Origin of the sequence: Ruthenibacterium sp., assembly GCF_017421385.1 — a bacterium.
Taxonomy (GTDB): Bacteria; Bacillota; Clostridia; order Oscillospirales; family Ruminococcaceae; genus Ruthenibacterium; species Ruthenibacterium lactatiformans.
Map to the genome: position 1 here is coordinate 28,948 of NZ_JAFOIN010000003.1, position 23,362 is coordinate 52,309.

The 23,362-nt window shown below is 59.5% G+C and carries 19 protein-coding genes and 1 riboswitch; of the genes, 7 read left to right on the top strand and 12 right to left on the bottom strand.

What is annotated here, in order from left to right:
• Positions 1–507: 507 nt before the first annotated feature.
• The 10 genes from IIY41_RS00465 to IIY41_RS00505 form a co-directional block, all read right to left on the bottom strand.
• Entirely contained in the window at positions 508–2,277 is a 1,770-nt protein-coding gene (locus IIY41_RS00465) for a glycoside hydrolase family 3 protein (RefSeq protein WP_287399140.1), read from the bottom strand.
• A 208-nt stretch (positions 2,278–2,485) separates the two neighbouring features.
• On the bottom strand, positions 2,486–3,256 hold the full coding sequence (locus tag IIY41_RS00470) for an HAD-IIB family hydrolase (RefSeq protein WP_055081122.1): 771 nt from the start codon (positions 3,254–3,256) through the stop codon (positions 2,486–2,488).
• A 298-nt stretch (positions 3,257–3,554) separates the two neighbouring features.
• Positions 3,555–4,181 (bottom strand): HdeD family acid-resistance protein, encoded by a 627-nt coding sequence (locus IIY41_RS00475; protein ID WP_287399143.1) that lies wholly within the window; start codon positions 4,179–4,181, stop codon positions 3,555–3,557.
• A 116-nt stretch (positions 4,182–4,297) separates the two neighbouring features.
• Positions 4,298–4,660, bottom strand: a complete 363-nt coding sequence (locus IIY41_RS00480) for a metal-dependent transcriptional regulator (RefSeq protein WP_287399145.1) — start codon at positions 4,658–4,660, stop codon at positions 4,298–4,300.
• A gap of 29 nt (positions 4,661–4,689) precedes the next feature.
• Positions 4,690–4,842 carry a FeoB-associated Cys-rich membrane protein gene (locus IIY41_RS14025; RefSeq protein ID WP_117460374.1) on the bottom strand — a complete coding sequence of 51 codons (153 nt, stop codon included), beginning with the start codon at positions 4,840–4,842 and terminating at the stop codon, positions 4,690–4,692.
• A 320-nt stretch (positions 4,843–5,162) separates the two neighbouring features.
• On the bottom strand, positions 5,163–7,445 hold the full coding sequence (locus IIY41_RS00485; protein WP_055081622.1) for a glycoside hydrolase family 3 C-terminal domain-containing protein: 2,283 nt from the start codon (positions 7,443–7,445) through the stop codon (positions 5,163–5,165).
• A 160-nt stretch (positions 7,446–7,605) separates the two neighbouring features.
• On the bottom strand, positions 7,606–8,634 hold the full coding sequence (locus IIY41_RS00490) for an NAD(P)/FAD-dependent oxidoreductase (protein ID WP_009324529.1): 1,029 nt from the start codon (positions 8,632–8,634) through the stop codon (positions 7,606–7,608).
• 21 nt (positions 8,635–8,655) lie between these two features.
• Positions 8,656–10,026, bottom strand: coding sequence for a carboxylesterase/lipase family protein (locus IIY41_RS00495; protein WP_009324530.1), 1,371 nt, complete (start codon positions 10,024–10,026; stop codon positions 8,656–8,658).
• 255 nt (positions 10,027–10,281) lie between these two features.
• Positions 10,282–12,054, bottom strand: a complete 1,773-nt coding sequence (locus IIY41_RS00500) for a Na+/H+ antiporter NhaC family protein (protein WP_055081139.1) — start codon at positions 12,052–12,054, stop codon at positions 10,282–10,284.
• A gap of 128 nt (positions 12,055–12,182) precedes the next feature.
• Positions 12,183–12,352: riboswitch (Lysine riboswitch) on the bottom strand.
• Positions 12,353–12,567: 215 nt separating this feature from the next.
• Positions 12,568–14,244 (bottom strand): hypothetical protein, encoded by a 1,677-nt coding sequence (locus IIY41_RS00505; RefSeq protein ID WP_055081140.1) that lies wholly within the window; start codon positions 14,242–14,244, stop codon positions 12,568–12,570.
• Positions 14,245–14,591: 347 nt separating this feature from the next.
• Here IIY41_RS00505 and IIY41_RS00510 point away from each other — a divergent pair, with 347 nt between their 5' ends.
• Positions 14,592–14,846, top strand: a complete 255-nt coding sequence (locus IIY41_RS00510) for a sporulation transcriptional regulator SpoIIID (RefSeq protein WP_009324533.1) — start codon at positions 14,592–14,594, stop codon at positions 14,844–14,846.
• Positions 14,847–15,146: 300 nt separating this feature from the next.
• A complete protein-coding gene (locus IIY41_RS00515; RefSeq protein WP_287399151.1) occupies positions 15,147–15,692 on the top strand; it encodes a CRISPR-associated endonuclease Cas3'' in 546 nt (181 codons plus the stop codon).
• Positions 15,693–15,962: 270 nt separating this feature from the next.
• On the opposite strand, the gene IIY41_RS00520 is transcribed toward IIY41_RS00515, so the two are convergent.
• Positions 15,963–16,976, bottom strand: a complete 1,014-nt coding sequence (locus IIY41_RS00520) for an aldo/keto reductase (RefSeq protein WP_287399153.1) — start codon at positions 16,974–16,976, stop codon at positions 15,963–15,965.
• Between the two features lie 164 nt (positions 16,977–17,140).
• Between IIY41_RS00520 and IIY41_RS00525 the strand changes: the two genes are divergently transcribed.
• Positions 17,141–18,013 (top strand): phosphatase PAP2 family protein, encoded by an 873-nt coding sequence (locus IIY41_RS00525; RefSeq protein WP_287399154.1) that lies wholly within the window; start codon positions 17,141–17,143, stop codon positions 18,011–18,013.
• Between the two features lie 61 nt (positions 18,014–18,074).
• On the opposite strand, the gene IIY41_RS00530 is transcribed toward IIY41_RS00525, so the two are convergent.
• Positions 18,075–18,578 (bottom strand): hypothetical protein, encoded by a 504-nt coding sequence (locus IIY41_RS00530; protein WP_009324537.1) that lies wholly within the window; start codon positions 18,576–18,578, stop codon positions 18,075–18,077.
• 217 nt (positions 18,579–18,795) lie between these two features.
• On the opposite strand from IIY41_RS00530, the gene IIY41_RS00535 reads away from it, so the two are divergent.
• The 4 genes from IIY41_RS00535 (at position 18,796) to IIY41_RS00550 (ending at position 23,289) form a co-directional block, all read left to right on the top strand.
• Complete coding sequence (locus IIY41_RS00535; RefSeq protein WP_287399157.1) at positions 18,796–19,488, top strand: hypothetical protein; 693 nt, start codon at positions 18,796–18,798, stop codon at positions 19,486–19,488.
• Between the two features lie 358 nt (positions 19,489–19,846).
• Positions 19,847–20,161: a hypothetical protein gene (locus tag IIY41_RS00540; RefSeq protein ID WP_117460399.1), complete on the top strand. Its 315-nt coding sequence runs from the start codon at positions 19,847–19,849 to the stop codon at positions 20,159–20,161.
• Positions 20,162–20,197: 36 nt separating this feature from the next.
• A complete protein-coding gene (locus IIY41_RS00545) occupies positions 20,198–21,250 on the top strand; it encodes a V-type ATPase subunit (RefSeq protein ID WP_009324540.1) in 1,053 nt (350 codons plus the stop codon).
• 86 nt (positions 21,251–21,336) lie between these two features.
• Entirely contained in the window at positions 21,337–23,289 is a 1,953-nt protein-coding gene (locus IIY41_RS00550; protein WP_287399160.1) for a V-type ATP synthase subunit I, read from the top strand.
• Positions 23,290–23,362 lie beyond the last annotated feature (73 nt).

Here is a 23,362-nt window from a genome sequence, read left to right on the forward strand (position 1 = left end):
ACGGACAACAGACAAAAAGCCCCCTGATGCAGAAAACCAAAACATCAGGGGGCTTTCTATGGACAAAAGGAATTGCATGCATAGGCAGGAATTATTGCCAAAAATTAAAGACAGGAATAAATTACGGAAATTCCGGAAGAAAACAGCTAAATGTACAGGACTCTGGAAATGCATATGCGGTAAAGGCCCGCGCAGGCCGTCAACGATACAAACGAAAGAAAACCAACACGCCCGCGCGTCTACGCAATGGCAGAAAGCCTTCTCTGTTTTGAGAGCAAAGCGCATTTTCGTACAAAGCCTCCACTGCCTTTAAGAACAACCACATGACCAGCCATACGTTCGCTTTTACAACCGGGAATGTCTTTAATACAAAACAGGAGCGGCGCCGCCGCACCGCTCCTGCCAAAACCTGGAAGTTTCTTCACAGAGGATTCTTTTGAGACTGTCTGCACAATTGGGGACGGTCCACCTGCGGGAGGGGACTTGTGTGTTACCGAAAAAGCAAAATTACAGCCGGGCGTCGAACAGGCCGCAGAAGCTGTCGATCGGGTCCCGCCCCTTGAACGCGTCCGGCCCCGCCATAAGGTCGTCCACCAGCGCGTCGAAAGTGGCCGGCTTTGCATCGTAGGTGTTGATGTAGGTGCGGGCCTGGGGCACGTCCGCCAGCATGGTGGGCTGCCCGCAGCCGATGACGACCACCGGCAGCTCGAATACATACCAGGGGATCTCTCCGCCGCCCTTGGACAGGCCAAAGCTGGGCCGCCCGCTGGAAACGTCGCACAGCGTGATGACAAGGTCCATGCCGGAAACGAAGTCGTCGATGGCGTTCTTGCCCGCGAAATACAGGTTGATGTTGGGCTTTTCGCCCGCTGCGATCTGTTTTTTCATCGCGTCCAGCGGGCTTTCGTAGATAAACGCGTCAAAGCCTTTTTCACACAGGCGCTCCTTAAGCATCTCGGCCGGGTTTTTACCGCCGCCCATGCCCATGGCTTTCATCAGCATGCCCATGCCGCTTTCGGCGCCCTTGACATGCACGATCATAATACGTTTATAACGCTCCGGTGTGATGGGCAGCACATCCCTGTCCTTGTATTTTACCAGTGTGATGCAGTCCCGGCTGATGGCCTTGTGCATCTCCTTGTATTCCTCTTTGCCCAGCGCCCCGGCCAGCACTTCGGGCGCAGGCACAAGCGCTTCCTTCTCTTTTTTGTTCAGGCCCAGATGCGCTTTCAGGCCCAGGATACGCGTGAGCGCTTCCGTCATGCGGGCCTCGCTGATGACGCCGCTTTTGTATGCATCCAGCATGGTATTGAAGTCCTCGTCCGGGTCGTTGAAGAACAGGAACATATCGCATCCGGCATTGATGGATGCCGGCAGCATCTCGCGGCGGGTCATGCGGTCCGTCATGCCCACCATATGGGAGGCATCCGTTACTACCATGCCGTTGAAGCCCAGCTTGCCGCGCAGCAGCGTGGTCATGATCTCCGGGCTCAGCGTGGCGGGCATCATGTCCTCGTCCTTCAGCGCGGGATTGATGGCCCGCGCGTACTCCGGCAGCATGATATGCCCGCCCATGATGGCATCCAGACCGCCGTCAATAAGCGTTTTATACACCATCCCGTAGGTCTTGTCCCACTCTTCCACGCTGAAGGTGTTGACATTGTTGGACAGATGCGCGTCGCGGAAATCCAGGCCGTTGCCCGGGAAATGCTTCGCCGTACAGGCAAAGCCCGGAATGGTGTGCAGGCCGTCCATATACGCCTTGCTCATCTGCGCCACGCGGACGGGGTCGTTGCCGAAAGCGCGGGTCACGATCTCGGTATTCTCCCAGTTGTAGTGGATGTCGCACACCGGCGCGAAAGCCATGTTGCAGCCGATGGCCGCAGCCTCCTCGTTGGCCATTTTGCCAAGCGCATAGGCGTAATCGTTGTTGCGGGTAGCGCCGATCTTGATGCCGGATCCGATGTTGGTGCCGTCCGCGCAGGCGCCGTCGCCTCCGGCCTCGGTGTTGCAGGCAATGAACACCGGTACCTTGGCGTATTTCTGCAGCGTGCGGTTTTGCTGCTGCACGGCCGCGCCGGGCATGGGGTTATAGCGGCAGCCGCCCAGATGGTATTTTTCCATCAGCTCGCGCAGATAATTTTCATCCTGGGAGGCCGTCAGCTGAAAAAACAGCTGGCCTACCTTTTCCTCCGGCGTCATCCCGGCGATGGTTTCCTCCACCCAGCGCACATCCTCGTCCGGCAGGCAATAAGGTTTCGCTTTCAGATCGACCATGGCAATCTTCCTTTCTTTCAGGCAAAACAACTTTTATCCGAAGCCCGTCCGCCCCCGGAACACTCCGCCCGGAGCACCATACCGCGGCTTCTCTTGTGGATATCAATTTTATTGTATCATCTCATTGCCGCAAAGCGTTAGTATATTTTTTATGTATTTCGTAATTTTTTTATTCCAATATCCAAACAAGCCAAAAAAATAGCGAGTGCTACCCCTCTGCAAGTTTTCGCAACACATCCTCCACCCGGGCACACTGCATCGGGTACCGCTCCAGCAGCGCGGGTACGGCCCCTTGCATGATATAGGGGCTGCCCACAAGGTCCAACATGGGAACATCATTGAAATTGTCACCGAATGCTATGACCTCCTGCGGGCGCACACCCAACTCCCCGCACAGGGCAGCAAGGCCCGTGCCCTTGTCTGCGCGCGTGAAATCCAGCCATTTTTCCCCCGCCACAGCCACGCTGTACGCCGCTTTCCACGGCGCGCCCAGCGTCTGTGTATGGCTCGCCGCGCCATCCCGGCAGTAAGCCGACACCTTGAGGATATCCTCCGGGATGTCCTGCGCCCGCTTCACCCGCGTAATGTGATTGCCCACAAAATAGCGGATATGGTCCACATAATCCGGATGCTTGGGGAGCAGATAGCTGGTGTCCGCGCCGGAGATGAGCACCTCGCATTGCTCCTGCGCCTGAATCTGGCCAATGAGCGCCAGCGCATCGGCGCGCTCCATGGCCAGCTTGGACACCACGCTCCCGCCCCGGTACACAATGGCCCCGTTTTCGCAAAGGTAAGCGATATCATCCTCCGCCTGTGCAAACAGCGCCCGCATGCTGCGGTACTGCCGCCCGCTGGCCGCGCAGAACAGAATTCCGCGCTTCTTCAACACCCGGATAAGGCCGAACAGCTCGTCCGAAAGCGCTCGCGCGCCGCCCTGCAGCAGCGTGCCGTCGATGTCGCTCGCCACCAAACGTATCATATAAAAATTCCCTTTCTTCATACCGGACGCGCAGAAGCACATCGCTGTGTTATGCACTGCGGATGAGCAGGACGCCCATACAATTGGGGCCGCAGTGGCAGGAGAGCGTACAGACCCGCGCCATCCGTTATTTCTCTATCGCCTGGTCTCACACGGCGCGTTCGCGCTCTGTGCTTTCTTTGATTTTACACCGGACAGCATTGGTGCACAAGGGGGTCCCAGCCTGCCGCCGCCTCTTTTTACACAAAAACAGGCCGCCCCGCAGGGCGGCCCGGCCGCTTTTTTGTTCTGCTCTGCCTCACGGCTCGGACTCGTCCTGGATGCGGCCCTCGGCCTCGATGGCGGCTGCTTCGTAACGGGCTTCGTCATAAATCGCCTCCAGGCCACGCTTCACCTTTTTTACCCAGTAGGTCAGACACAGCACGCTGACAAGATCCGCACAGCCGTCCAGCACCAACACCGCACCGATGAAGCGCACCATGGCCAGCGCCGCGAACGGTTCGAAAAACAGCAGCACACCGAACGCGCCGGTAACGCCCGCCAGCAGCAGAATCAGCCACCAGCGGGAAAAACCCAGGCGGCGCAGGTCAATGGCGTTCTGGAGTGTCATGACGCTGTCAAACACGATGGCGCAGCCGAACACAAACGGCAGTACCGCCAGCACCATGTCCGCACGCAGGATAACAAACAGGCCAAACGCACAGCAGAGAATGCCTGTGACAAGTTCATAGCGGAAAATGGAAACGGCAGCGTTGCAGCAATAGCGGATGATCTGTACCGCCCCATACAGCAGCGATATGCCGCCGAACACATAGCATATGACAAGGCCGGATTGCGCGGGCCAGACCAGCAGCGAAATGCCGCACGCCAGATACAGCGCCGCAATCAATAAAAACGTGCGCCGGAATGATTTGATGCCCTTCATGATAAACGTCCCTTCCTTTTTTGCAGGATCTGCCGTTATTGTATCATGCCCTGTACAACAACGGGATATGCAATCCCGGACGGTTGTCGCATTTTTTTACATCCAGGCAATTTTGTCTAAGCAGAGGGCACCTCCCCCTGCGTGAAGCAGCGCTCCGGCAGCACGTCCAGCAGCGCGCAGGCGGCAAGCTGCGCTTCCTCCCGCGTCAGCGCAAGCTCTGCCGCCAGTATGCGCTCAACCTTCTCCAGCCGCCGGGCATAACACCGCGCCAGCAAACAACCGGTGTCCGTCAGATACACCTTCCCATATCGCTCCCGGGCGATAAGACATCTTTGCGAAAAGAAGGAAAGCATCTTTACAACCGAGGGACGCGTTACATCCAGCATCCGCGCGATATCTGCGCAGCGCACGCCGCGCGCACCCAGCCCCAGGTGGTAGACGGCCAGAAGATACCGTGCCTGCCCACTCGTCAATTCCACCGCAGCTTCCTTTCCCGGCGGCGCGCCGCTCATTTTTCCAGATGACACGTTCCCGCACAGCCGGAACAACCGCAGCCGCCGGAACAGCCTCCGCCCCTTTTCCTTCTGCGCACGCCGGAAACGACGATCGAAATAAATACTGCCGCAACTGCGGCGGCAAGCAATGCTGTTGGAAAATTCATGGCTGACCCTCCCTCTTTCTGTCTTATTCTGCGAACGGCCTCACCGTTATAGTTAGTTAATGCTAACTTATCGCAATTGAAAGTTTATCACTGCTAACCCCAAATGTCAAGAGCTTCACCTGAAAAGCTAAGGTACATTCAACCAGGCTGCCCGCTTACCGTAACGGCTGCAGACACTCTGTACAGCAAAAGCCCGCCGCACCCAAAGGCACGGCAGGCTTTTGCTCATCGTTCCACGAATGTCTTTTCCTGAACCGCAATGAAAAGCTTGTCTCAAGGGCCGCGGCCAGAGCAAAGCGGCCGGATAGCAGCCCGCTCTTTTATTGCGCCATCTTCGCGTTCAGATCTGCGATCATCCGTTCCAGCGCCCCCTCCGGGAACGCGCCGAAGCTGCGCAGGCCGCGCAAGGGCATATTGTCCATCATCTGGCGGGCCATCTCGTCGGAAACCGCCTCTTTTGCGGCATCTGCGCTATCTTCCGCCGCGGGCGCGATCGTGTCCATAAACTGACGCGCCATCTGCCGTACCGAAGATGCGGTGCGCGGATCAGCCAAAAGCTCTCCGACAGTGGTATTTTCATCCACATGGAAAGGCAGCAGCTTTTCTGTGCGGAACTCTACCGCTGCCGCACCCCGGATATCACGGGACGAATGCCCCACCAGCAGCTCGTAGCGTCCCGGTGCCGCATACCAGCCGCCCAACGCCTCGCTGTACCAGGAAAGACTGCGCGCGTCCACGCTCAGCTCAACTGTTTTTGTCTCGCCCGGTTCCAGCGCCACCTTTGCAAAGCCCTTCAGCTCTTTTTCCGGCCGTCCCGCCGTGCCGGTGCGGTCCGCCACATAAAGCTGCACCACTTCCCTGCCCGCGCGGTCACCCGTGTTCTTTATGTCCGCATACACCGTCACCGTGCTGCCGTCATTCAACACATCCGCCGAAACGCGCACGTTTGAATACTCGAACGTGGTGTAGGAAAGCCCGTGGCCGAAGGGCCAGCGCACGGCCATCTTTTTCTTGTCGTAGTAGCGGTAGCCCACAAATACGCCCTCGGCATACTCCACATTTTTACCGTCGCCCGGGAAATTCAGATGGCTGGGGTTATCCTCCAGCTGATACGGGAACGTCTCCGGCAGTCGGCCGCTGGGGTTTGCATCTCCGTACAGCAGTGCGTCCGCGGCCGCTCCCACGCCCTGGCCGCCCAAATACATTTCCAGCACCGCGTTCACGCTCTCCGCCCACGGGCATTCCACCGGGCTTCCGTTGTGCAGCACCACCACTGTATTGGGCTGCACCGCCGCCACACGCGCGATCAGCCTGTCCTGGCATTCCGGCAAACGCATATGGCTGCGGTCGTAGCCCTCGCTTTCGAAGCTGTCGGGCAGGCCTGCAAAAATAATGGCCGCGTCCGCAGCCCGCGCCGCTTCCACCGCCGCGGCAAACTTCGCTTCGTCCGTCTCGTCCCGGTCCGCCGGGAATCCCTCGGCGTATACAACGTCCGTGCCGTTCACACGTGCCGCATCCAGCGCGCTGGTCACGGCGCTGGCATTGATGTGCGACGAGCCGCCGCCCTGATACCGGGGCTTTTCCGCGAAGCCGCCAATATACGCAATCTTCGCGGCCCGTGCAAGCGGCAGCGCGCCCTTGTTCTGCAGCAGCACCGCGCATTCTTTTTCCAGCTCTGCCGCCAGCGCATGGTGTGCCGCGCGGTCAAACTTCGCCTCCGGATGCTGTACATCCGCATAGCGGAACACGATGTTCAGAATGCGTGCCACCGCCTTGTCCAGCACCGCTTCATCCAGCGTACCGCCGCGCACTGCCGCAACGATCTGCGCGTCCCGCACGCCGTTGGACGATGGCATTTCCAGCTCCAGCCCTGCGGCCAGGCCCTTTACGCGGTCGTTCACCGCTCCCCAGTCGCTCATCACATATCCGTCAAACCCCCACTCATCCCGCAGGATCTCTGTGAGCGTGTGCGGATTTTCACTGGCAAACACCCCGTTGAGCTTGTTGTAGCTGCACATCAGCGTCCAGGGCCGCGCCTCTTTCACGATCGTCTCAAACGGCGCAAGGTAAATTTCCCGCAGCGTCCGCTCGCTCATGTCGGACGAGCACGTCATGCGCCGGTATTCCTGGTTGTTGGCAGCATAATGCTTCACGCTCGTGCCCACATCCCAGCTCTGCACACCGCGCACCTGCGCCGCCGCCAGCTTTCCCGCCAGATACGGGTCCTCGCTGAAATACTCAAAGTTCCGCCCGCACAGCGGGCTGCGCTTGATGTTCACCGCCGGCCCCAAAAGCACAGACACATCCTCCGCGCGGCACTCCTCGCCCAGCGCCCGCCCCATCCGTTCCAGCAGCGCTTCATCGAAGCTGGCCGCCGTCGCGCATGCCGCCGGGAAGCACACCGCCTTGATGCTGTCGTTGATGCCCAGATGGTCCGCCTCCTGGTCCTGCTTGCGCAGCCCGTGCGGGCCGTCCGACACCATCACGCCCGGGATGCCCAGCCGTTCCACGCCCTTCAAATGCCAGAAATCCGCGCCCGAACACAGCCCGGCCTTTTCCTCCAGCGTCATCTGCGCCACAAGCTCGTTTATATTGCGTTCCAAAAAAAACACATCCTCTCATTTTTCGGTGCGGCCGCAGCCCGGACGCACCGCTTTGCTGTATTCAGCATAACGCGGCGGCAGGCAGGCCGTCAAGAGCGGCCGTCTGTTTTTGAGGCGTTCATTGCCGTTTTTCCCGTCATTCGGCGTTCAGGCGGTCTCCTTACGTCCTCATCTCCCGGAACGTCTCCGCCATGCCTGCGGTAAAACTCCATTGACGCCGCATGTAAGCCCGCAGGGCGTTCGTCCGTTCCCGGTAGCGCGCCAGGGCGCGCTCCGGCTCATTCCAATGCTCCATAAGCGCGCCGGCTGCATGATGTCCGCTCTCCAGCGCAGCCGAGACACCCTCGCCCATCGGGTTCAGAAACCCCGCCGCTTCGCCCGCGCACAAAACGCGTCCCTGTCCATAATAGATGGGACAGCCGGGCGGAATACGGGGCATCAGCCATTTCTCGCGTCTTTCCTCCCGGCCGGTGCACAGGCCGTGCCGCTCCTCCATGTAGGAAAGGAAACGCCGATAAAAATATTCCGCCCGCTTCGCATCCCGCACCGACACGCCCAGCACCAGAAAGCCGTCCTTCACATTGAACCATGCGTCGTACTCCGAAAGCTCCGGCTGAAGATAGGCGTAAAAATAATGCGGGTCCAGCGCGATGCGGCCCTCGTTAAAGGTTTGAAACGTTGTGATATACTGCGCCGGGCCCGGCGCCAGCTTCCGTTTCAGCGCGCCCGTCACGCCCTCGCAGTCCAGCAGATACCTTGCCCGCACTTTACAGCGTTCCCTGTTCTGCAGCGTGACCCAAACAGCGCCGTTCTCTTCTTCACAGGCAATCGCGGCGGTACCGTCCAGCAGCTCCGCTCCGCTTTCCGCCGCCTTCGCCACGAGCCAGCCGTCAAAAGCGCCGCGCCACACATTGCGCCCTTCCTGCCTGAAAGCATATTCCCCGCCCTTGTCATCGGTAAAGATCATCCCCCGGTTTTCCACCGGAGCACAGCAGACAGCCGACGGTACTTCCTCGCCAAAATACTGCTTCACCAGCCCCAACGACTTTTTGATCAATATGCCAGAGCAGGATTTGTATCGCGGCAGCCGAAACCGCTCCACCAGCAGCACACGGCGGCCCGCTTCACAGAGCGCCTTGGCCGCTGCCGCTCCCGCGGGGCCCGCTCCTGCGACGACGGCGTCATACATACCGTGCACCTCGCTCTCCCGTCATTCGCCCACGTTTGGCTTGGTGAGCATGGTGTGCGTCAGCCTGGCAACAGAGACGCCGCCCATGGTGATATCCCTGTCTCCAAACCGCAGCACCTGCGTCTGGCCCTTTTTCACAGGCAGCCATTCCGCCAATCCCGGCCCGTTGGGGTCGCCCGTTTTTGCAAAATTCGTCAGGTACGACACCATCGCTTCGGACAAAGCCCGGTCCCATTCCGTGAAAGGCCGCCAACAGCTGTCCAGCGTGCCGAACGCATACCACAGGTCTGCCGAATGCCACGCACCTTTTTCATCTCCGGGCAGCTGACGGCTGAAGAAATAGGCATAGCTGGGCTGTTTGCCCTGGTCCGCCTGCAACCGCGCCCAGCCCTTTGCCATTTTATGCACGATGGGCGGCACAACGTCCTCGCTGGTGGAGCCCATCAGGTACGGGATGTTCTTTTGCCGCCCTGCTTTTGCAGCTTCCGCCGCGCTTTCCGTAAGGAATACGCCGTCCACCACCGGGCCGCACCCGGCCATGGGGTTCTTCTGTTCTTTCCTTGCCTCGGCGAACGCCGCGAACAGCGCCTGCGGTTCTGCGCCGCACAGCGCCGCAAAATCTGCCGCGCCCAGCTTCTGCCGCACCGCCTGCCAGAACGGATACGCTTCTTCCGCTTTCTGCGCCGCGCCCAGCAGTCTGGAAACGCCGCCTCCGCTCATCATCACCGCGCCGCGGAACAGCCCGTTCGTCATGGGCGAAACACAAAGCTGCTGTACGCTCATCGCGCCCGCGGACTGGCCCATAAGAGTAACTTGGCCCGGGTCGCCGCCAAAAGCGGCGATATTGTCCCGCACCCAGCACAGCGCGGCCATCTGGTCAAACATTGCGTAGTTGCCCGTATGCCCGTCCCGGGCGGCAAGCTCCGGCAGGCACAAAAAGCCCATAGGGCCCAGACGGTAATTGATGGTGACGGCAACAACGCCCTTTTTGCACCAGGCCGTGCCGTCAAAATGCTTTTCATGGCCGCACCCACCCAAAAATCCGCCTCCGTGAATATAAAACAGCACGGGCGCGTTTTTTGCGTCGTCGGGAGCCCAAATGTTTAAAAACAGGCAGTCCTCACTGTAATCGTAGTGTTCGCCCCGACGGAATTCGTTGTAATAAAACGCCTTTTCCGGCACGTCTTCTTCGCTGTAGAACGCGCGCGGCTGAAACGAACACGCGCCGAAATTGGCGGCGTCATACACGCCGTCCCAATGCGTCACCTGCCGGGGATATTCCCAGCGCCCTGCCGTGGCGTACCGTATGCCGCGGAATACGGACACGCCGTCCGCTCCGCCCGCCGCGCCCTGTACGGGCCCGCACGGCGTATGTACAAAATGGTTTTTCATACCGGCTTCCCTCCCTGCTTTCTTTCCTGACGGTGCGGCTCCGGCAGGGCGCTTTCCGCCCGGCCTTTTCCAGCAATTCCATTACAATAAAGAATACCCTCTTACGCGCATCAAGTACATTGTATTTCTTGCACATCAAAAGCCCCGCCGTTTTTCATGCCATCCGGCGAGCCGTTTGGGCAGTCTTTTCACCGCTCTGCAATTAAAAAGCCGTCCGCGGTATGCGCCGCGGACGGCCTTTCGTCCCAATATGTGTCAGCGTGTGCCGCTTTTTTTCTTCCAGAGCAGGAAACCGGCCATCAGAGCCAACCCGAACGGCAGCGCCAGCAGACCCGGCAGCTCGAAATGCACCAGCAGACCCGCCGCCACATAAGAGATGCAGGAAACGGCTGCCGCCGTTATTGCATAGGGCAGTTGTGTGGAGACATGCTGGACATGGTCGCACTGGGCACCCGCAGAGGCCATGATCGTTGTGTCGGAGATCGGCGAACAATGGTCGCCGCACACGGCGCCCGCCATACATGCGGCAATGCACACGATTCCCATGGGGTCGTCCAGAGGGAAGATCGCCATGGTGATGGGGATGAGCACGCCGAACGTTCCCCAGCTTGTCCCTGTCGCAAAAGCCAGCAGGCAGCCGATCAGGAACACGATGGCCGGCAGGAACATCTGCATGCCTTCCGCGCCGCTTTTCACAAGGTCCCGCACAAAGTATTTCGCGCCCAGAGAATCCGTCATGGCTTTCAGCGACCATGCGAATGTGAGGATCATAATGGCAGGCACCATCGCCTTAAAGCCGTCCGGGATGCAGCCCATCATCTCGCGGAAGGACATTGCCCGGCGCAGCATATAATAAACGAAGCTGAACACCAGAGCGAATGCGGACCCAAGCATCAGCCCTACCGACGCGTCGGAGTTTGAGAACGCGGTGCTGAAACGCGCCAGCACGCCGCCTTCCCCGCCTGCGAAGAAGCCGCCGGAATACACCATGCCCACCACGCAGCAGAAAATAAGCACTGCAATGGGTGCAATAAGGTCAACCACACGCCCTTTGTCCGCCGGGGCCTCCCCTGCGCCCGCATAGGGGTCCGGCCCGCCGCCGAACAGGTCTCCCCCGCCGGCCAGCGCCTCGCTTTTCGCCATGGGGCCGTAATCCACCCGCAGCACAACAAGCATCACCATCATGGCGATGGTGAACAGTGCATAGAAATTATAGGGAATGGCCCGGATGAAGAGGGACAGGCCCTTTCCATCCTCCACAAAACCGGACACAGCCGCCGCCCAGGACGAAATAGGCGCAATGATGCACACCGGTGCCGCCGTAGCGTCGATGATATACGCCAATTTGGCGCGCGATACCCGATGCTTGTCGGTGACGGGCCGCATCACGGAGCCCACCGTCAGACAGTTGAAATAATCGTCGATGAAAATGAGGCAGCCCAGCGCTACCGTAGCCAGCTGCGCGCCCACGCGGGATTTGATATGTGTCTGTGCCCATCGTCCGAAGGCCGCAGAACCGCCGGCCTTGTTCATCATGCAGACCATCGTGCCCAAAACGACAAGAAACACCAGGATGCCGACGTTGTATGCATCCGACAGCACCGAGACGATGCCTCCCTGAAATACGTGCAGCACCGTGCCCTCAAAGCTGAAATTCGCATACAGCAGGCCGCCCGCAGCAATGCCTATAAACAGTGAAGAATACACCTCTTTTGTGATGAGCGCCAGCGTGATGGCAATGAGCGGCGGCAGCAGGGACCATGCCGTATTGTAAAACCGGCTTTCCGCCTCTGTCCTGCCGGAGCCGCCGCAGGCCCCGCAGATGTTTTTCCCGCCGCACGCCCCGCATGCCGCGTCCTTGCCCAGGCATTCCATGCAAGCGCCCGAGCCGCCGCATTCCGCGCATTCCACCATGCGCGAACCCGGTTCGTCCTGCGCGCCGCTTTCCGCAAAAGCCGGCGCCGCGCACAAAACCGCCAGCACCAGCACCGCCGCCAGCATGGGCAGCAGCCGAATCCTTTTTTTCATACTGTTCCTCCTCCTGTGTTCTGCCGCAGGCCCTCCGCTCCGACACACGGACACAGGCTGGAAAAAACAAAAAGCCCTGTGCGCATAGAGCGCACAGGGCAACCGGACGCAGCCTCCGCTGGAAGATGCGTCTGGATAGCGCTCCACAAATTTTGTGACAGTCCGCAGGATATTCTCCCACGGCCCAGGATACGCCGCCCAGGCAGGCGGCTGCTCCTTCGGCGGTTCCCCCTCTCCCCGAAACGGCTGCCTGGCCATTGTTCCGGGTACGCATGAGTCCCGCGCCTCTATCCGCGTATTCAGTTGAAAAGACCTTTCCGGCCTTCCCGAAGCACACAACGCGCCCGGGAACATTCGAATGATACTTATAAATTAGCACGGCTGCTCCAAAATAGCAAGCGGATCCGCCATTTTTTACACAAAAAATTTTTCCGGATGCACACGGCTTTTCCGCTTCTTCAAAAAACGCCCCGGCATCCGCCGGGGCAATGCGTTTCGTTTTTTTCAGGGGTCTCAATCGTGAAGGCTGGGTTTCGCCCGCAGAGAGATGGTGTGCTCAAAACAGCTGTAATCCGTCAAATACACAGTATAGCAGCCCTCGGTGCGCTTCATGCTTCCAAACTTACCCGCTGTGAAGCCGTGCGCGCCGAAGCACGGGCCCGCCTCGATGGCGTACCTTCCCCTGGAGGCCGTCAGCGTTCCGGATTTGGCGACGATACCGCCGCCCTCCGCGCCGTCCGCGGCAAAATGCTCCGTCTCCACGCGGCAGCCCGCGTCGAACGCAAGCTCCACACGCAGAGGCGCACGGTCGATCCCGGTGTTGACGATGTGCACGTCAATGCCGTTCTCCGCCTCGGTGACCTCCACATCGAATATCATATCCGGCCCGTGAAGCTGCGCGCGCTTCGTGTGGTCCATTTTCCACCAGTCGCTGGTCTCCGGCTTTTCTTCAAACGGCAGATAATACCAGCCCGTCATGGTCTGGTGCAGCGCATAGGCGTTTTCGCCCGTGGAGGCCAGCGTCTCGGGGATGAAGCTGCGGTGCTCACAGAAACTGGCGCCGATGTGCATACTCACAGTAAAATCGCCGTTCTGGAAATACAAAAAGCCCGCGCTGTGGTTGATGATGGTGTAGGAATACCCCTTCCGGCGGCAGCGTACGATCTCGCTGCCCTTGTAAAATTTGTGATAATCCGCCGGGAAACCGCTGCCCGCGTGCTCCAGCGCGGCCAGGCGGGGCTGCAGCATGAACTGGATCAGGCAATCCATGGCCTTCAGGCCGTGGCGGTCCACTGCCGCTATGATCTCATTCGCCGCGTCCAGAAATTCCGGCTTCTGCAGCACGTCGCCCATATACAGATACTCAAAGTAATAGTCTTTGGGATAGATCTTGCGCCCCCGGTCCTGCCGGGTGGAGTTGTTCGTAAAGATGCTGTCGTCCGGCTCGATATAGGTGAGCATCATGGTCAGGTTCCGCACCACAGGTTCGTAATAAGCGTCGTCGCCCGTGGCCACGGCCAGCATGATCATCGCGTCGTTGTTGATCCGGTTGTAATTGCCCGCCGAGCGCTCCGCATATTCGCCGTCTGCGTTGCAGTCGCTGCCTTCCAGCAAAATAGCGTCCGCGGCCTTTTTGTACGTCTCGCCGCCCAGCAGCCTGTGGCACATCATCAGTACCGATGCGATGGCCCAGCGGTGGTTCGGCGTATGAAAACCGCAGTGTGTCAGTGCTTCGGCGGCATCTTTCACAATGGCTTCATACAGCGGCAGCAGCTGCGCGCACACATCTTTTTCCGCCGCGTCCGCCGCCTGCGCACCCTCCGCGATCCGGCGCAGATATACGTACACGGGCAGCAGCCGCTTCGTGCAGAAAGCCGTGTCCGGGCCGGAAAAAAAGTTGCAGTTGACGAGGTCGAAATAGCCGCCCGGCCGCTGGGAGCGGCGCACATAATCCAGCGCCAGCAAAATGCGCCGGAGCACCTCTGCGTCCAGATGCCATTTGCTGTCCGCGTTCAGGCAGCAGGCCGTCATGGTCGTCAGATGATAGATGGCCACCTTCGGCTCCGCAATGCTGTCCGCCGAGGGGAATCCGCCAAAAAACGGGTCGTTCCGGTCCAGGATCTGAATCTCCATAAAGCGTGCGACACGGGCGTCGCTGTCCCGCAGGACCTTGTTGTAATGCTCTTTCATATGGGGGCTCCCTTTCCAAATAGAAGTGACGGCAAAAGCCGGTGCTTGTGCGCCGCGCGGCGTGCCGCCGCGGCTTGTGCTTTGTTATTATCATAGTTTTTTTATCTATAAAAAACAACACAGGTTTTGTCCGCTTCCAAAAGAAGCATTGCATATTTTGCTTAAAATTCCAAAATCCGTACCACCGCGGCTGCACATTGCACTTCGGCCGCTTATGGCAGGCCGCTGCTGCCGCGGCGGACGGTTCACATTTTACTGTACGCCGGCCTTTCTCTTCGCTTTGTCCGCATAAACCGCCCGAAGCCGCCATATATATGCAACAAACACAAATAGGGAGTTGTTGCGGCATGAAGGGCAATCCGGAGGAGCGGGCGGTGCAATTGGGCGAATACATCACGGAGACCGGCGCCACCGTGCGCAGCGCGGCCAAAGCGTTCGGCATCAGCAAATCTACAGTGCACAAGGATATTACATACCGTTTGGAAAAGCAGAATCACACTCTGTACGACGAGGTGCAGAAGGTGCTGCGCGTGAATAAAGAGGAGCGTCATCTGCGCGGCGGCGCGGCCACACGGCAGAAATACCATCCGGAAATAGAATAACCGGCAATACAGCGGCAGGCCGTCGGCAGGGAACGGGCTGCCGCTCTGTTTTGCCTTTTCCACCGCATGCAAGCCTTCAAGCAACGCCCCCACGGCAGACAGGGCCGACCTGTGTTTTGTAAAAAGCGATAAAATTCTCAAATTTATTTCCCTATTTTTCCGTTTTAATTTCAACAAATACTAATACATACTGGAAATAACAACAAATACAGGCGATTCTGTTCAGCCACATGTTTTGTTCACCCATCCCTGCGGCCCACCGCAAGGCGCTCGTGCCGGGCTGCCAAGAAAAGAGCGGCTATGGAAAATAAATTTCTTGCACACATCGCGGAGGACGGACGGGAACAAACGGTTTTCGAGCATCTGGCGGCGGAGTTTTCCCGCCCTTTCGGCGGCGAGGCACAGGGGCTGCTGGCCGGGACGGCCCATGACATTGGAAAATACTCTGCTGCGTTTCAGCGGCGGCTGACGGGCGATTCCAGGCGGGTGGATCACGCCACTGCCGGCGCTTTTGAATGTATGGGGCGCGGCCAGCCCTTCGCCGCCTTCGCCGTGGCAGGCCATCACGGCGGCCTTCCGGATGGCGGCGGGCGCGGAGACGGCCCGGAAGCCGCCACCTTTTGGGGACGGATCAACCGGGCGGGCCGCGGCGGGCTGGAGCCTTACGGCGCCTGGGCCCGGGAAGTATCCCTGCCCGGCGGACAACCTCCCCCCTTCGCAAAGCAGAACCCGGGAGCGGGCATGTTCTTTATCCGCATGCTTTATTCCTGCCTGGTGGCCGCGGATTTTCTGGATACCGAGGCCTTCATGTCCGGGAAGCCGCGCGGGAGTTGTTCAGGCTGCTAGAAAAAGAAGGCGCCTTCCATCCGGCCACTCTGATGTACCCCGCCCACCGTCAAAGCCGACGGAAAGGGATTCGCCGCATGCTGAAAGCTGCCGCTCCCTTCCCGGGGAGCGTGGATTGAAACCGCGCTGCTGGCAATCAAGGAGGCTGCGCCGGCGGTCGCTCCCCCTCACGGAGGGAATTCGAGTTTAAAGGCCGGAGCTCCGATTGCATTTTCAATCAGAACTCCGGCCTTTTTCTTTTATCACCGGCTGCAGCAGCCTGTAAAGCGGCTACGCGCCGAACGCCTTGGCCACGTCCTTCAGCTTTTCACGGATGGGCAGCTCGTAAGGGCAGCGCGCCTCGCACTTACCGCAGCCGATGCAGTCCCCCGCCCTTGCCGTCTGAGACTCGTAGCGCGATCTGGCCCAGTCCGCCAGATCGTAATGCTTGAGATAGTTTTCCAGCGTGAAGATACCCGGGATATCGATGCCCACCGTGCACGGCGCACAGTATCCGCACCTGCGGCAGAAATTGCCCGAAAGCCCGGCGCGGATGGCTTCGCATGCGGCCAACTCCTCCGGTGTAAGCGGGCCGTCCTGCTCCGCCGCAGCTGTGTTCTGCTCTATCTCTTCCAACGTGGCCATTCCGGGGATGGCCAGCGTACAGGTCTTGTTTTGCAGGATGTACCGCATGGCCAGCGTACCGTCGGTGATGTTGCCGCCCGCCAGCGGCTTCATCGCAATGACCCCCACGTTCTGCGCGGCCGCACGCTCCATCAACGCTTCACCCTGGCTTTCAACGATATTATATGGGAACATGATGGTCTCGATCTCCGGATAGGAGAGCAGCCGCTCGAAGCTGTCCACCGAGTGAGCTGTTGCGCCGAGATGTCCGACCTTGCCCGCCCGGATGGCGTCCTGAATGGCAGCCACGGCGCCCTCAGCAGAAAACGCCAGCTCAAAATCAGCATCAGACTTTATATTGTGCAGCTGATACAGGTCGATATAATCCGTCCTCAGGTTGCTCAGGCTGATGCCGATGTCCCGCGCCATGTCCGCGTAACCGCGGGACATGGATTTCGTTGCAAGAATGAACTTCTCCCGCAGACCACCGGACAATGCCTCGCCCAGATAGCTCTCCGACACAGTGTAGCCGCGCGCGGTGTCAATGTAGTTCACACCCTTTTCCACAAGGCGTTCCATCAGTGCGCGGGTTCCCCGTGCGTCGATGCGTTGGATGGGAATGCCCCCAAAACCCACAGCAGATACCTTCAAACCTGTCTTTCCCAAAATTCTGTATTGCATAACGCAGTTTCCTCCTTTTGCCGTTTGCCGCAGGCGCGGCGTTGCCTGTCAACCCCGATTATACACCCGCGCCGGTTTGTTGCAAAGTTCTTTTTGTGATATGATAGAGCAAAACGTTGAGAATGAGGCGCGGCCGGAAGCGGCCCGCCGGAGGGGAGCATGCCATGCTGAAAGGAAAAACGAACCGCTGGTTCCTGGCATTGGGTGCCGCGCTGCTGTGTGCGGGGCTGGGCGCCGCGGCACTCTGGGATCTGGAGATCGACCTCGCGCTGTATTCACCCGGGTTCCTGCCCGCCGTATTGATGGAGGCCTTCGGCTGGTTTCCTCAGTATTTGCCCGCCGTCGTGCTGTGCGTCTGTATTGCCCTGGACGGTGCGCGAAGCATGCCGCTGCGCGCCGCGGGCGGCCTGCTGGCGGTTGCCGGCAGCGGCATCCTGCTGTATATGGGCGCGCACCATCTTGTAAAGCGCGGGATGTCCGGCCCTTCCATCACACTGTGGACCGTCCTGCTGGGCGGCCTTTCGCTGGGTATATGCTCACTGGCGCTGTACCGCTCCCGCAGCGGGGGGCGCAAAAAGCTGGAATTCGTATGCCTTTGGGGCACGGTGTATCTGCTGGCCGGGCTTGCCGCCATCAACATTATCAAGGCTGTCTGGCAGCGCACGCGCTTTGACGACATGCTCACCGCCGCGGGCGGCGGCTTCGAGGGCGCGTTCGCACAGTTTACAAGCTGGATGCAGCCGTTCGGCAACGGCGGTTCCAGCTTTCCGTCCGGCCACACGGCTGCCGCGTGCAGTGTGTTCATCCTGACACTGGCCTGTGACGTCTGCCTCAAGTGGAACCGCCGCCGCACGCTGGTATGGGCGCTTTGCTGGGCCTATGTGGCCTTTATGGCCTTGTGCAGGCTCGTCATCGGGCGGCATTACCTCAGCGACACGCTGGCCGCGGCCTTTGTGATGCTGCTGCTCTACCTGGGCATGCGCAAAACAAAATGGTACCGCGCAGGCGCACGTGAGCTGACGGCTCCCGGCACATAAGTATGGCATGCCATTCCGCAAAAGCCGTGAAAAGGCCGTTCCCACGGGAACGGCCTTTTCATTATATTTGCAGCTCACGCACCTGCAAAGCAAAATAATATTGGATAAAGCCCCGGCCGGACCATTCCGCCCGTACTTTATAAAAATAGAGGCCCGGCGTGGTGGGTGTGCTGAAACGGCCGCCGCCCGCATCCGAAAGCTCCAGATATTCCGTCGGCTTATCGCTGACGGCACGCATCACCCGCAGCTCCGAAGGTTCCTTGGTGAACAGAATGCGCATCTGTGCGCCCGGCATCACGTCCACAGGCTGCAGCGGCACGTCCTCCGGCGAGAGCAGCGGCGTTTTTTCCTGTGTCAGGAAAAAATTCCATTCCCAACCCGCCCGGCGCACCTCCTTGTCCGGAACAAGCTCCTCATCCCCATACAGAACTGTAATGATGGGCAGCGCGGATTCCGGGTCCTGCGTATCGAGGGATTCCTTAATAAACGCCGTCATGCCGGTGGCGATGGCCAACAGCACAGCGCCGATGATGAGCTTGCGGAAAAAAATCTTTGGCAGTTTCATACGTTTCCTCCCGGCGGGGCAAGCCTGTCGTTTTTCTTATTGTAGCATGCCGGCGTGTAAAAATCCACCCGCATAAAACAAAAGCGGCACGCATATGGGTTATAGCACCGGGCTGCGCCCGCTTGCCCGCGGCAGTTTTCCGTCCCGGCGCTCCCGCGCGGCACGGCGAGCGGCACAAAAAGGCCTGCCGTCATTTTCAACTGGGAGGAATCATTTTATGGAGCATTCACTGTATCCTGTGCCGCCGCGCTTCACTGTGCGGCGGCTGGTATTGATGGACCTTGCGGCTATTTGCACGCTGTATGGCGCTTGCGGGCGCGACGCCGCCTGGGGCACACGCGAAACGCTTGCCGCGCTGTTTGGCGAAGGCGAATGGTGGGGCGGTTTTCTGGGCGGAGAGTTGGTTGTCTGCTGCGCCTGTGTACCCGCCCGTTCCGCCACGCCCCAGGCTGCCGCTCTGCGCGGCGCGCTGGCACCCGCGCGCCTTCCGGCCCGTTTTCTGCTGCCGCCCGCCGCCACGCCCGAGGGCCGGGCCTTTGCCGGGCGCTTTCTTTCCCTGCTGGGCGAACGCCTCTGGCCGCCCTGTGCCTCCCCCGAAAAAAGGCTCGCCGCCGCAGTCCCCGTCAAAACGGGCGGCCTGCTGCTGGACGGCTTTTTCGAGGCGGGCTTTACGCTGTTCCTCGTGCGCCCGCTGGCGGCGCTGCGCCCGCATTACCTGCTGACGCCGCCCGGCCTTCGGCAGCCTGCCCCGGGAACGCCGAATGAAGACGCCGTACGGCGTGTGCACATCCCTCTGGCGGACACGCTGGCGGTCTCCCGCCTGCTGGAACAGGGCTTCTGCGGGACCGCCCTGTACGACGGCGCGGACGGGCAGCCCGCGCTCCGGCTGGAACGACCGAACCCCGCATAAGAAGAACGCGCCTGCCGCACCGTATATACGGACGCACATCCCGCAAAGAACACGCCCCCTGAAACGCCGCGCGCGTTTCGGGGGCGTTTGCGTTCGTTCCATTTTTTTAGCTGCGTGCTTTCAGCCGGAAAAATGCCCGCATTCCACACACAGATGGCAGGATTCAAAACACATTTGTTTTTCGTTCAAAAACATTCCTACAGAAATACTGTACAAAATGGCAACATCTGCCAGGAAGGGTTGACAAAACTTTGGCAGATGTATAATATTGATATTTCCGAAGAATGGGAGTAAAGTAGGTAAGTAATATCGCTTTATTTCCTATTTATATAGTATACAACATTGCGGGAGGGATATCATGGAAAAATTTGTAGACCGCATCATTGAAACAGACCGCAAGGCCCGCGAGATCATCGAGCAGGCCCAGCAGGAAAAGCAGGCTGTTCTGGCAGATGCCAAAAAACGCGCCGATGCTGAGATCGCCCGCCGCGAAGCCGAGGCCGATAAGGGACGCGCCGCCATCGATGAGGAATTCGCCCAGCGCGAGGCCCGCGAGAGCGAGCGTATGGACGCCGCCTATCTGGACGCCAAGCATGCGCTGGACAACGCCTTTGAGGCCGGGCATGACGCATGGCTGGCCGAGATCACACAAAATACGCTGGCCGCGCTGTGACGCGCGCTACGCATAACAGAAAGGGGCGAAAAGGCCATGCTTGAAAATCTGTCCGCGCTTGCCATCGTACCCAAGGCCAAGGCCATCGCCGCACGCCGCCTTTCGCACGGCGATTACCTGGAGCTGATGCGCAAGCGCAGCGTCATTGAGGTGACGGCCGCGCTGCAGAGCCATCCCTATTTTAAGGACAGCCTGAAAGGGCTTTCCCAAACCAACCTGCACCGCGCGCAGATCGAAGAGGCACTCAGCAAGGACGTTTATTACAAATACGAATCGCTGATGCGCTACAGCTTCCGCAAGGGCAAGTTCGGAGCGTATTTTTTAATGCGCAGCGAGATCAACGAGCTTCTTGCCAAGCTGCGGCTTCTGTCCATGGGCTTCCGGCATCATTATATCATCCAGGTGCCCGGCTTTCTGATGCCCAAAACCAGCTTCAGCCTGCTCAGGCTGGCCAAGGCCGAAAGCGCGCAGGACTGCCTTGAGGTAGTGGCCGGCACGCCCTACGCCAAGGTGCTGGCCGGCGTGCTGCCCGCCGCGGGCCAGAAGCTTGATTATCTGAAATGCGAGCATGCGTTTCAGTCTTACTTCTACACCACTGTTCTGGCGCAGATCGACCGCGACCTCTCCGGCCGCAGCGCAGCGGACACAAAGCGCCTGTTCCGTATGGAAGCGGAGATCTACAACCTGGACCTCCTGTTCCGCGCCAAAGCGTTTTTCAGCCCCCAGCTCACACCCGAAGACTTGAAAAAGCTCCTTATACCGGTGTACGGCGTGCTCTCGGCCAAAAACATGAACGCATTGGCCGATACCCGGGGGCTGGACGAATTTTTGAAGCTGTACAATGCGGGCCGCGCGGGACAGGTATACGGCGCCCGCTCGGCAGACCCGGCGGATGCCTCCGAAGTATCCGAAACGCGCGCTCTGTACCGCGCCGCGCAGAAGCTGCTGCATTTTTCCAGCACGCCGCAGACGGTGCTTGCCGCGCTGTTGTGCCTGGCCAATCTGGAGCGCAGCAATATCATCAACGTCATCGAGGGCGTGCGCTACGGCCTTTCGCCGGAGCAGATCAGCGCCTTCTTGAAATACTGACCGTATCGCGGCAGCCGGACGCCGCGGCCATCCCCTTCCCCGCGCCGGGGCGCGGGAGCAATTGAAAAGAAGCGAGGTACCACAGCATGGGCATGGTAAAAATGAAGCACATTAACATCTACGGGCCGGAGCAGGACCCCCAGCAGACGCTTGAAGTGCTTGCCAAGCTGGCGTGTTTCCACCCCGACAAGGACGCCGAGCGCATCAACGCAGCGGCGGGCGCGGCGGAAAACCTGTACACGCCGCTGCTGGCCAGCACGCTCGGGCTCATCAAGGACGTGGGCGGAGATCCCGCTCTGCAGGAATACCGCGGCAGGTTCTTCGAATACGGCGCGGTGAAGGACGAGGTGGAGGCGCTTTCCGCCCAGGTAGCTGAGCGCGGCAAGCGCCAGGCTGAGATCAGCGCAAAGCTGGCCACCTATGCCCAGACAAAAACGCAGCTGTACCATCTGACAGGCCTGCATACAAGCGTGGACGAGATCTTCGCCTGCAAATACCTGAAGGTGCGCTTCGGGCGCATCCCCAAGGACAGCTACCTGAAGCTGCCGTATTACGACGACCACTCGTTCACCTTCAGTGAGTACGACTTTGACGGCGAGTATTACTGGGGTATGTACTTCGTGCCCGAAAGCCACGCCAAAGAAGTGGACGATATCTTCGCCAACTTGTACTTCGAGCGCATGTGGGTGCCGGATTTTGTGCACGGCACGCCTCAGGACGCGCTGGCGCAGATCATGACGCAGGAAAGCGAACTGCAGGCCGAGCAGAAAGAGCTGGACAACATGAGCGACATCGCCGCGCCCGCAGACATCGAGCGCCTGCGCGAATACGCCTCCTGGCTCAACTATGAGATGCAGATCTTCGACATGCGCAAGTATGTCATCACGCTGGAGCACACGTATTATATCAGCGGGTATGTGCCGGAAAGCGATGTAGAACGCCTGAAGCAGGGGCTGCTGATGGTGCACGGCGTGAAAGCCTGCGAGGACGACGAAGCCGATGCCGTGGACGGCGCTCCGGACCGCCAGCCTCCCGTCAAGCTGAAAAACAACTGGTTCGCCCGGCCATTTGAAATGTTCATCACCATGTACGGCCTGCCCGGCTATGGAGATCTGGATCCCACCGGCTTTGTGGCCGTCACTTACGCGCTTCTGTTCGGCATCATGTTCGGCGACGTCGGCCAAGGCTTGCTGCTGGGCCTTATCGCCTATTTCGTCATGTGGAAAAAAATGCACATGGAGCTTGGGCGCGTGGTAGCACGGTGCAGCGTTTTCAGCGTTATTTTCGGTTTTCTGTACGGCAGCGTGTTCGGCTACGAGCATGTGCTGGACCCGATGTTCCACGCGCTGGGCTTTGCTGAAAAGCCGCTGGAAGTACTGGCTCCCGAAGGCATCAACAACATCCTCATCGCCAGCGTGGTGGCGGGCGTGCTCATCATCGTTTCCGCCATCGTCACGGGCATCATTTCCAATTTGCGCAAGCACATCATTGCAAAGACCATCTTTTCCGTAAACGGCGTTTCCGGGCTGGTGTTCTACGTCAGTCTCATCGCGCTTCTGCTGCCGATGCTGGGCATGGAGCTTCCCTTCGTGGGCAGCGTGCCGTATCTTATCTTGTGCATCGCGGTGCCGTTCTTCCTGATGTACTTTGCCGAGCCGCTGAGCGCGCTGTGCGCCGGCGAAAAGCCCGAGGGCTCGGTGGGCGATATCCTTCTCAATGGTTTTTTTGAGATGTTCGACACCGTGCTGAGCTTTGCCTCCAACACCATGAGCTTTCTGCGTGTGGGCGGGTTCGTATTGGTTCACGCGGGCATGATGACCGTCGTGTTCACGCTGGCCAATATGACGGGCGGTGTATTTTATGTGCTCATCGTCGCCGTAGGCAACGTGTTCGTCATGGCGCTGGAGGCGCTGTTCGTAGGCATTCAGGTGCTGCGCCTGGAGTTCTATGAGATCTTCAGCCGCTTTTTCGACGCGAACGGCGTTCCCTTCGCCCCGCTCAGAATCTCTCTGGACCCAGCCGCGGACAAGGCCGAATGAACCTCTGTGCGCATGGGCCGCACCGCTGCCGTACGCAGCTTCTTTTCTGCTACCCCGCCCGGACGGCTCCGGG

Bases quoted from the DNA above. Each gene is read 5' to 3' on its own strand.
- IIY41_RS14025 (WP_117460374.1), bottom strand. From the start codon at position 4,842: ATGAATTTTCCAACAGCATTGCTTGCCGCCGCAGTTGCGGCAGTATTT.
- IIY41_RS00550 (WP_287399160.1), top strand. From the start codon at position 21,337: ATGGGCATGGTAAAAATGAAGCACATTAACATCTACGGGCCGGAGCAG.
- IIY41_RS00470 (WP_055081122.1), bottom strand. From the start codon at position 3,256: ATGATACGTTTGGTGGCGAGCGACATCGACGGCACGCTGCTGCAGGGC.
- IIY41_RS00510 (WP_009324533.1), top strand. From the start codon at position 14,592: ATGAAGGGCAATCCGGAGGAGCGGGCGGTGCAATTGGGCGAATACATC.
- IIY41_RS00525 (WP_287399154.1), top strand. From the start codon at position 17,141: ATGCTGAAAGGAAAAACGAACCGCTGGTTCCTGGCATTGGGTGCCGCG.
- IIY41_RS00500 (WP_055081139.1), bottom strand. From the start codon at position 12,054: ATGAAAAAAAGGATTCGGCTGCTGCCCATGCTGGCGGCGGTGCTGGTG.
- IIY41_RS00535 (WP_287399157.1), top strand. From the start codon at position 18,796: ATGGAGCATTCACTGTATCCTGTGCCGCCGCGCTTCACTGTGCGGCGG.
- IIY41_RS00520 (WP_287399153.1), bottom strand. From the start codon at position 16,976: ATGCAATACAGAATTTTGGGAAAGACAGGTTTGAAGGTATCTGCTGTG.
- IIY41_RS00475 (WP_287399143.1), bottom strand. From the start codon at position 4,181: ATGAAGGGCATCAAATCATTCCGGCGCACGTTTTTATTGATTGCGGCG.
- IIY41_RS00505 (WP_055081140.1), bottom strand. From the start codon at position 14,244: ATGAAAGAGCATTACAACAAGGTCCTGCGGGACAGCGACGCCCGTGTC.
- IIY41_RS00495 (WP_009324530.1), bottom strand. From the start codon at position 10,026: ATGAAAAACCATTTTGTACATACGCCGTGCGGGCCCGTACAGGGCGCG.
- IIY41_RS00545 (WP_009324540.1), top strand. From the start codon at position 20,198: ATGCTTGAAAATCTGTCCGCGCTTGCCATCGTACCCAAGGCCAAGGCC.
- IIY41_RS00540 (WP_117460399.1), top strand. From the start codon at position 19,847: ATGGAAAAATTTGTAGACCGCATCATTGAAACAGACCGCAAGGCCCGC.
- IIY41_RS00515 (WP_287399151.1), top strand. From the start codon at position 15,147: ATGGAAAATAAATTTCTTGCACACATCGCGGAGGACGGACGGGAACAA.
- IIY41_RS00490 (WP_009324529.1), bottom strand. From the start codon at position 8,634: ATGTATGACGCCGTCGTCGCAGGAGCGGGCCCCGCGGGAGCGGCAGCG.
- IIY41_RS00465 (WP_287399140.1), bottom strand. From the start codon at position 2,277: ATGGTCGATCTGAAAGCGAAACCTTATTGCCTGCCGGACGAGGATGTG.
- IIY41_RS00530 (WP_009324537.1), bottom strand. From the start codon at position 18,578: ATGAAACTGCCAAAGATTTTTTTCCGCAAGCTCATCATCGGCGCTGTG.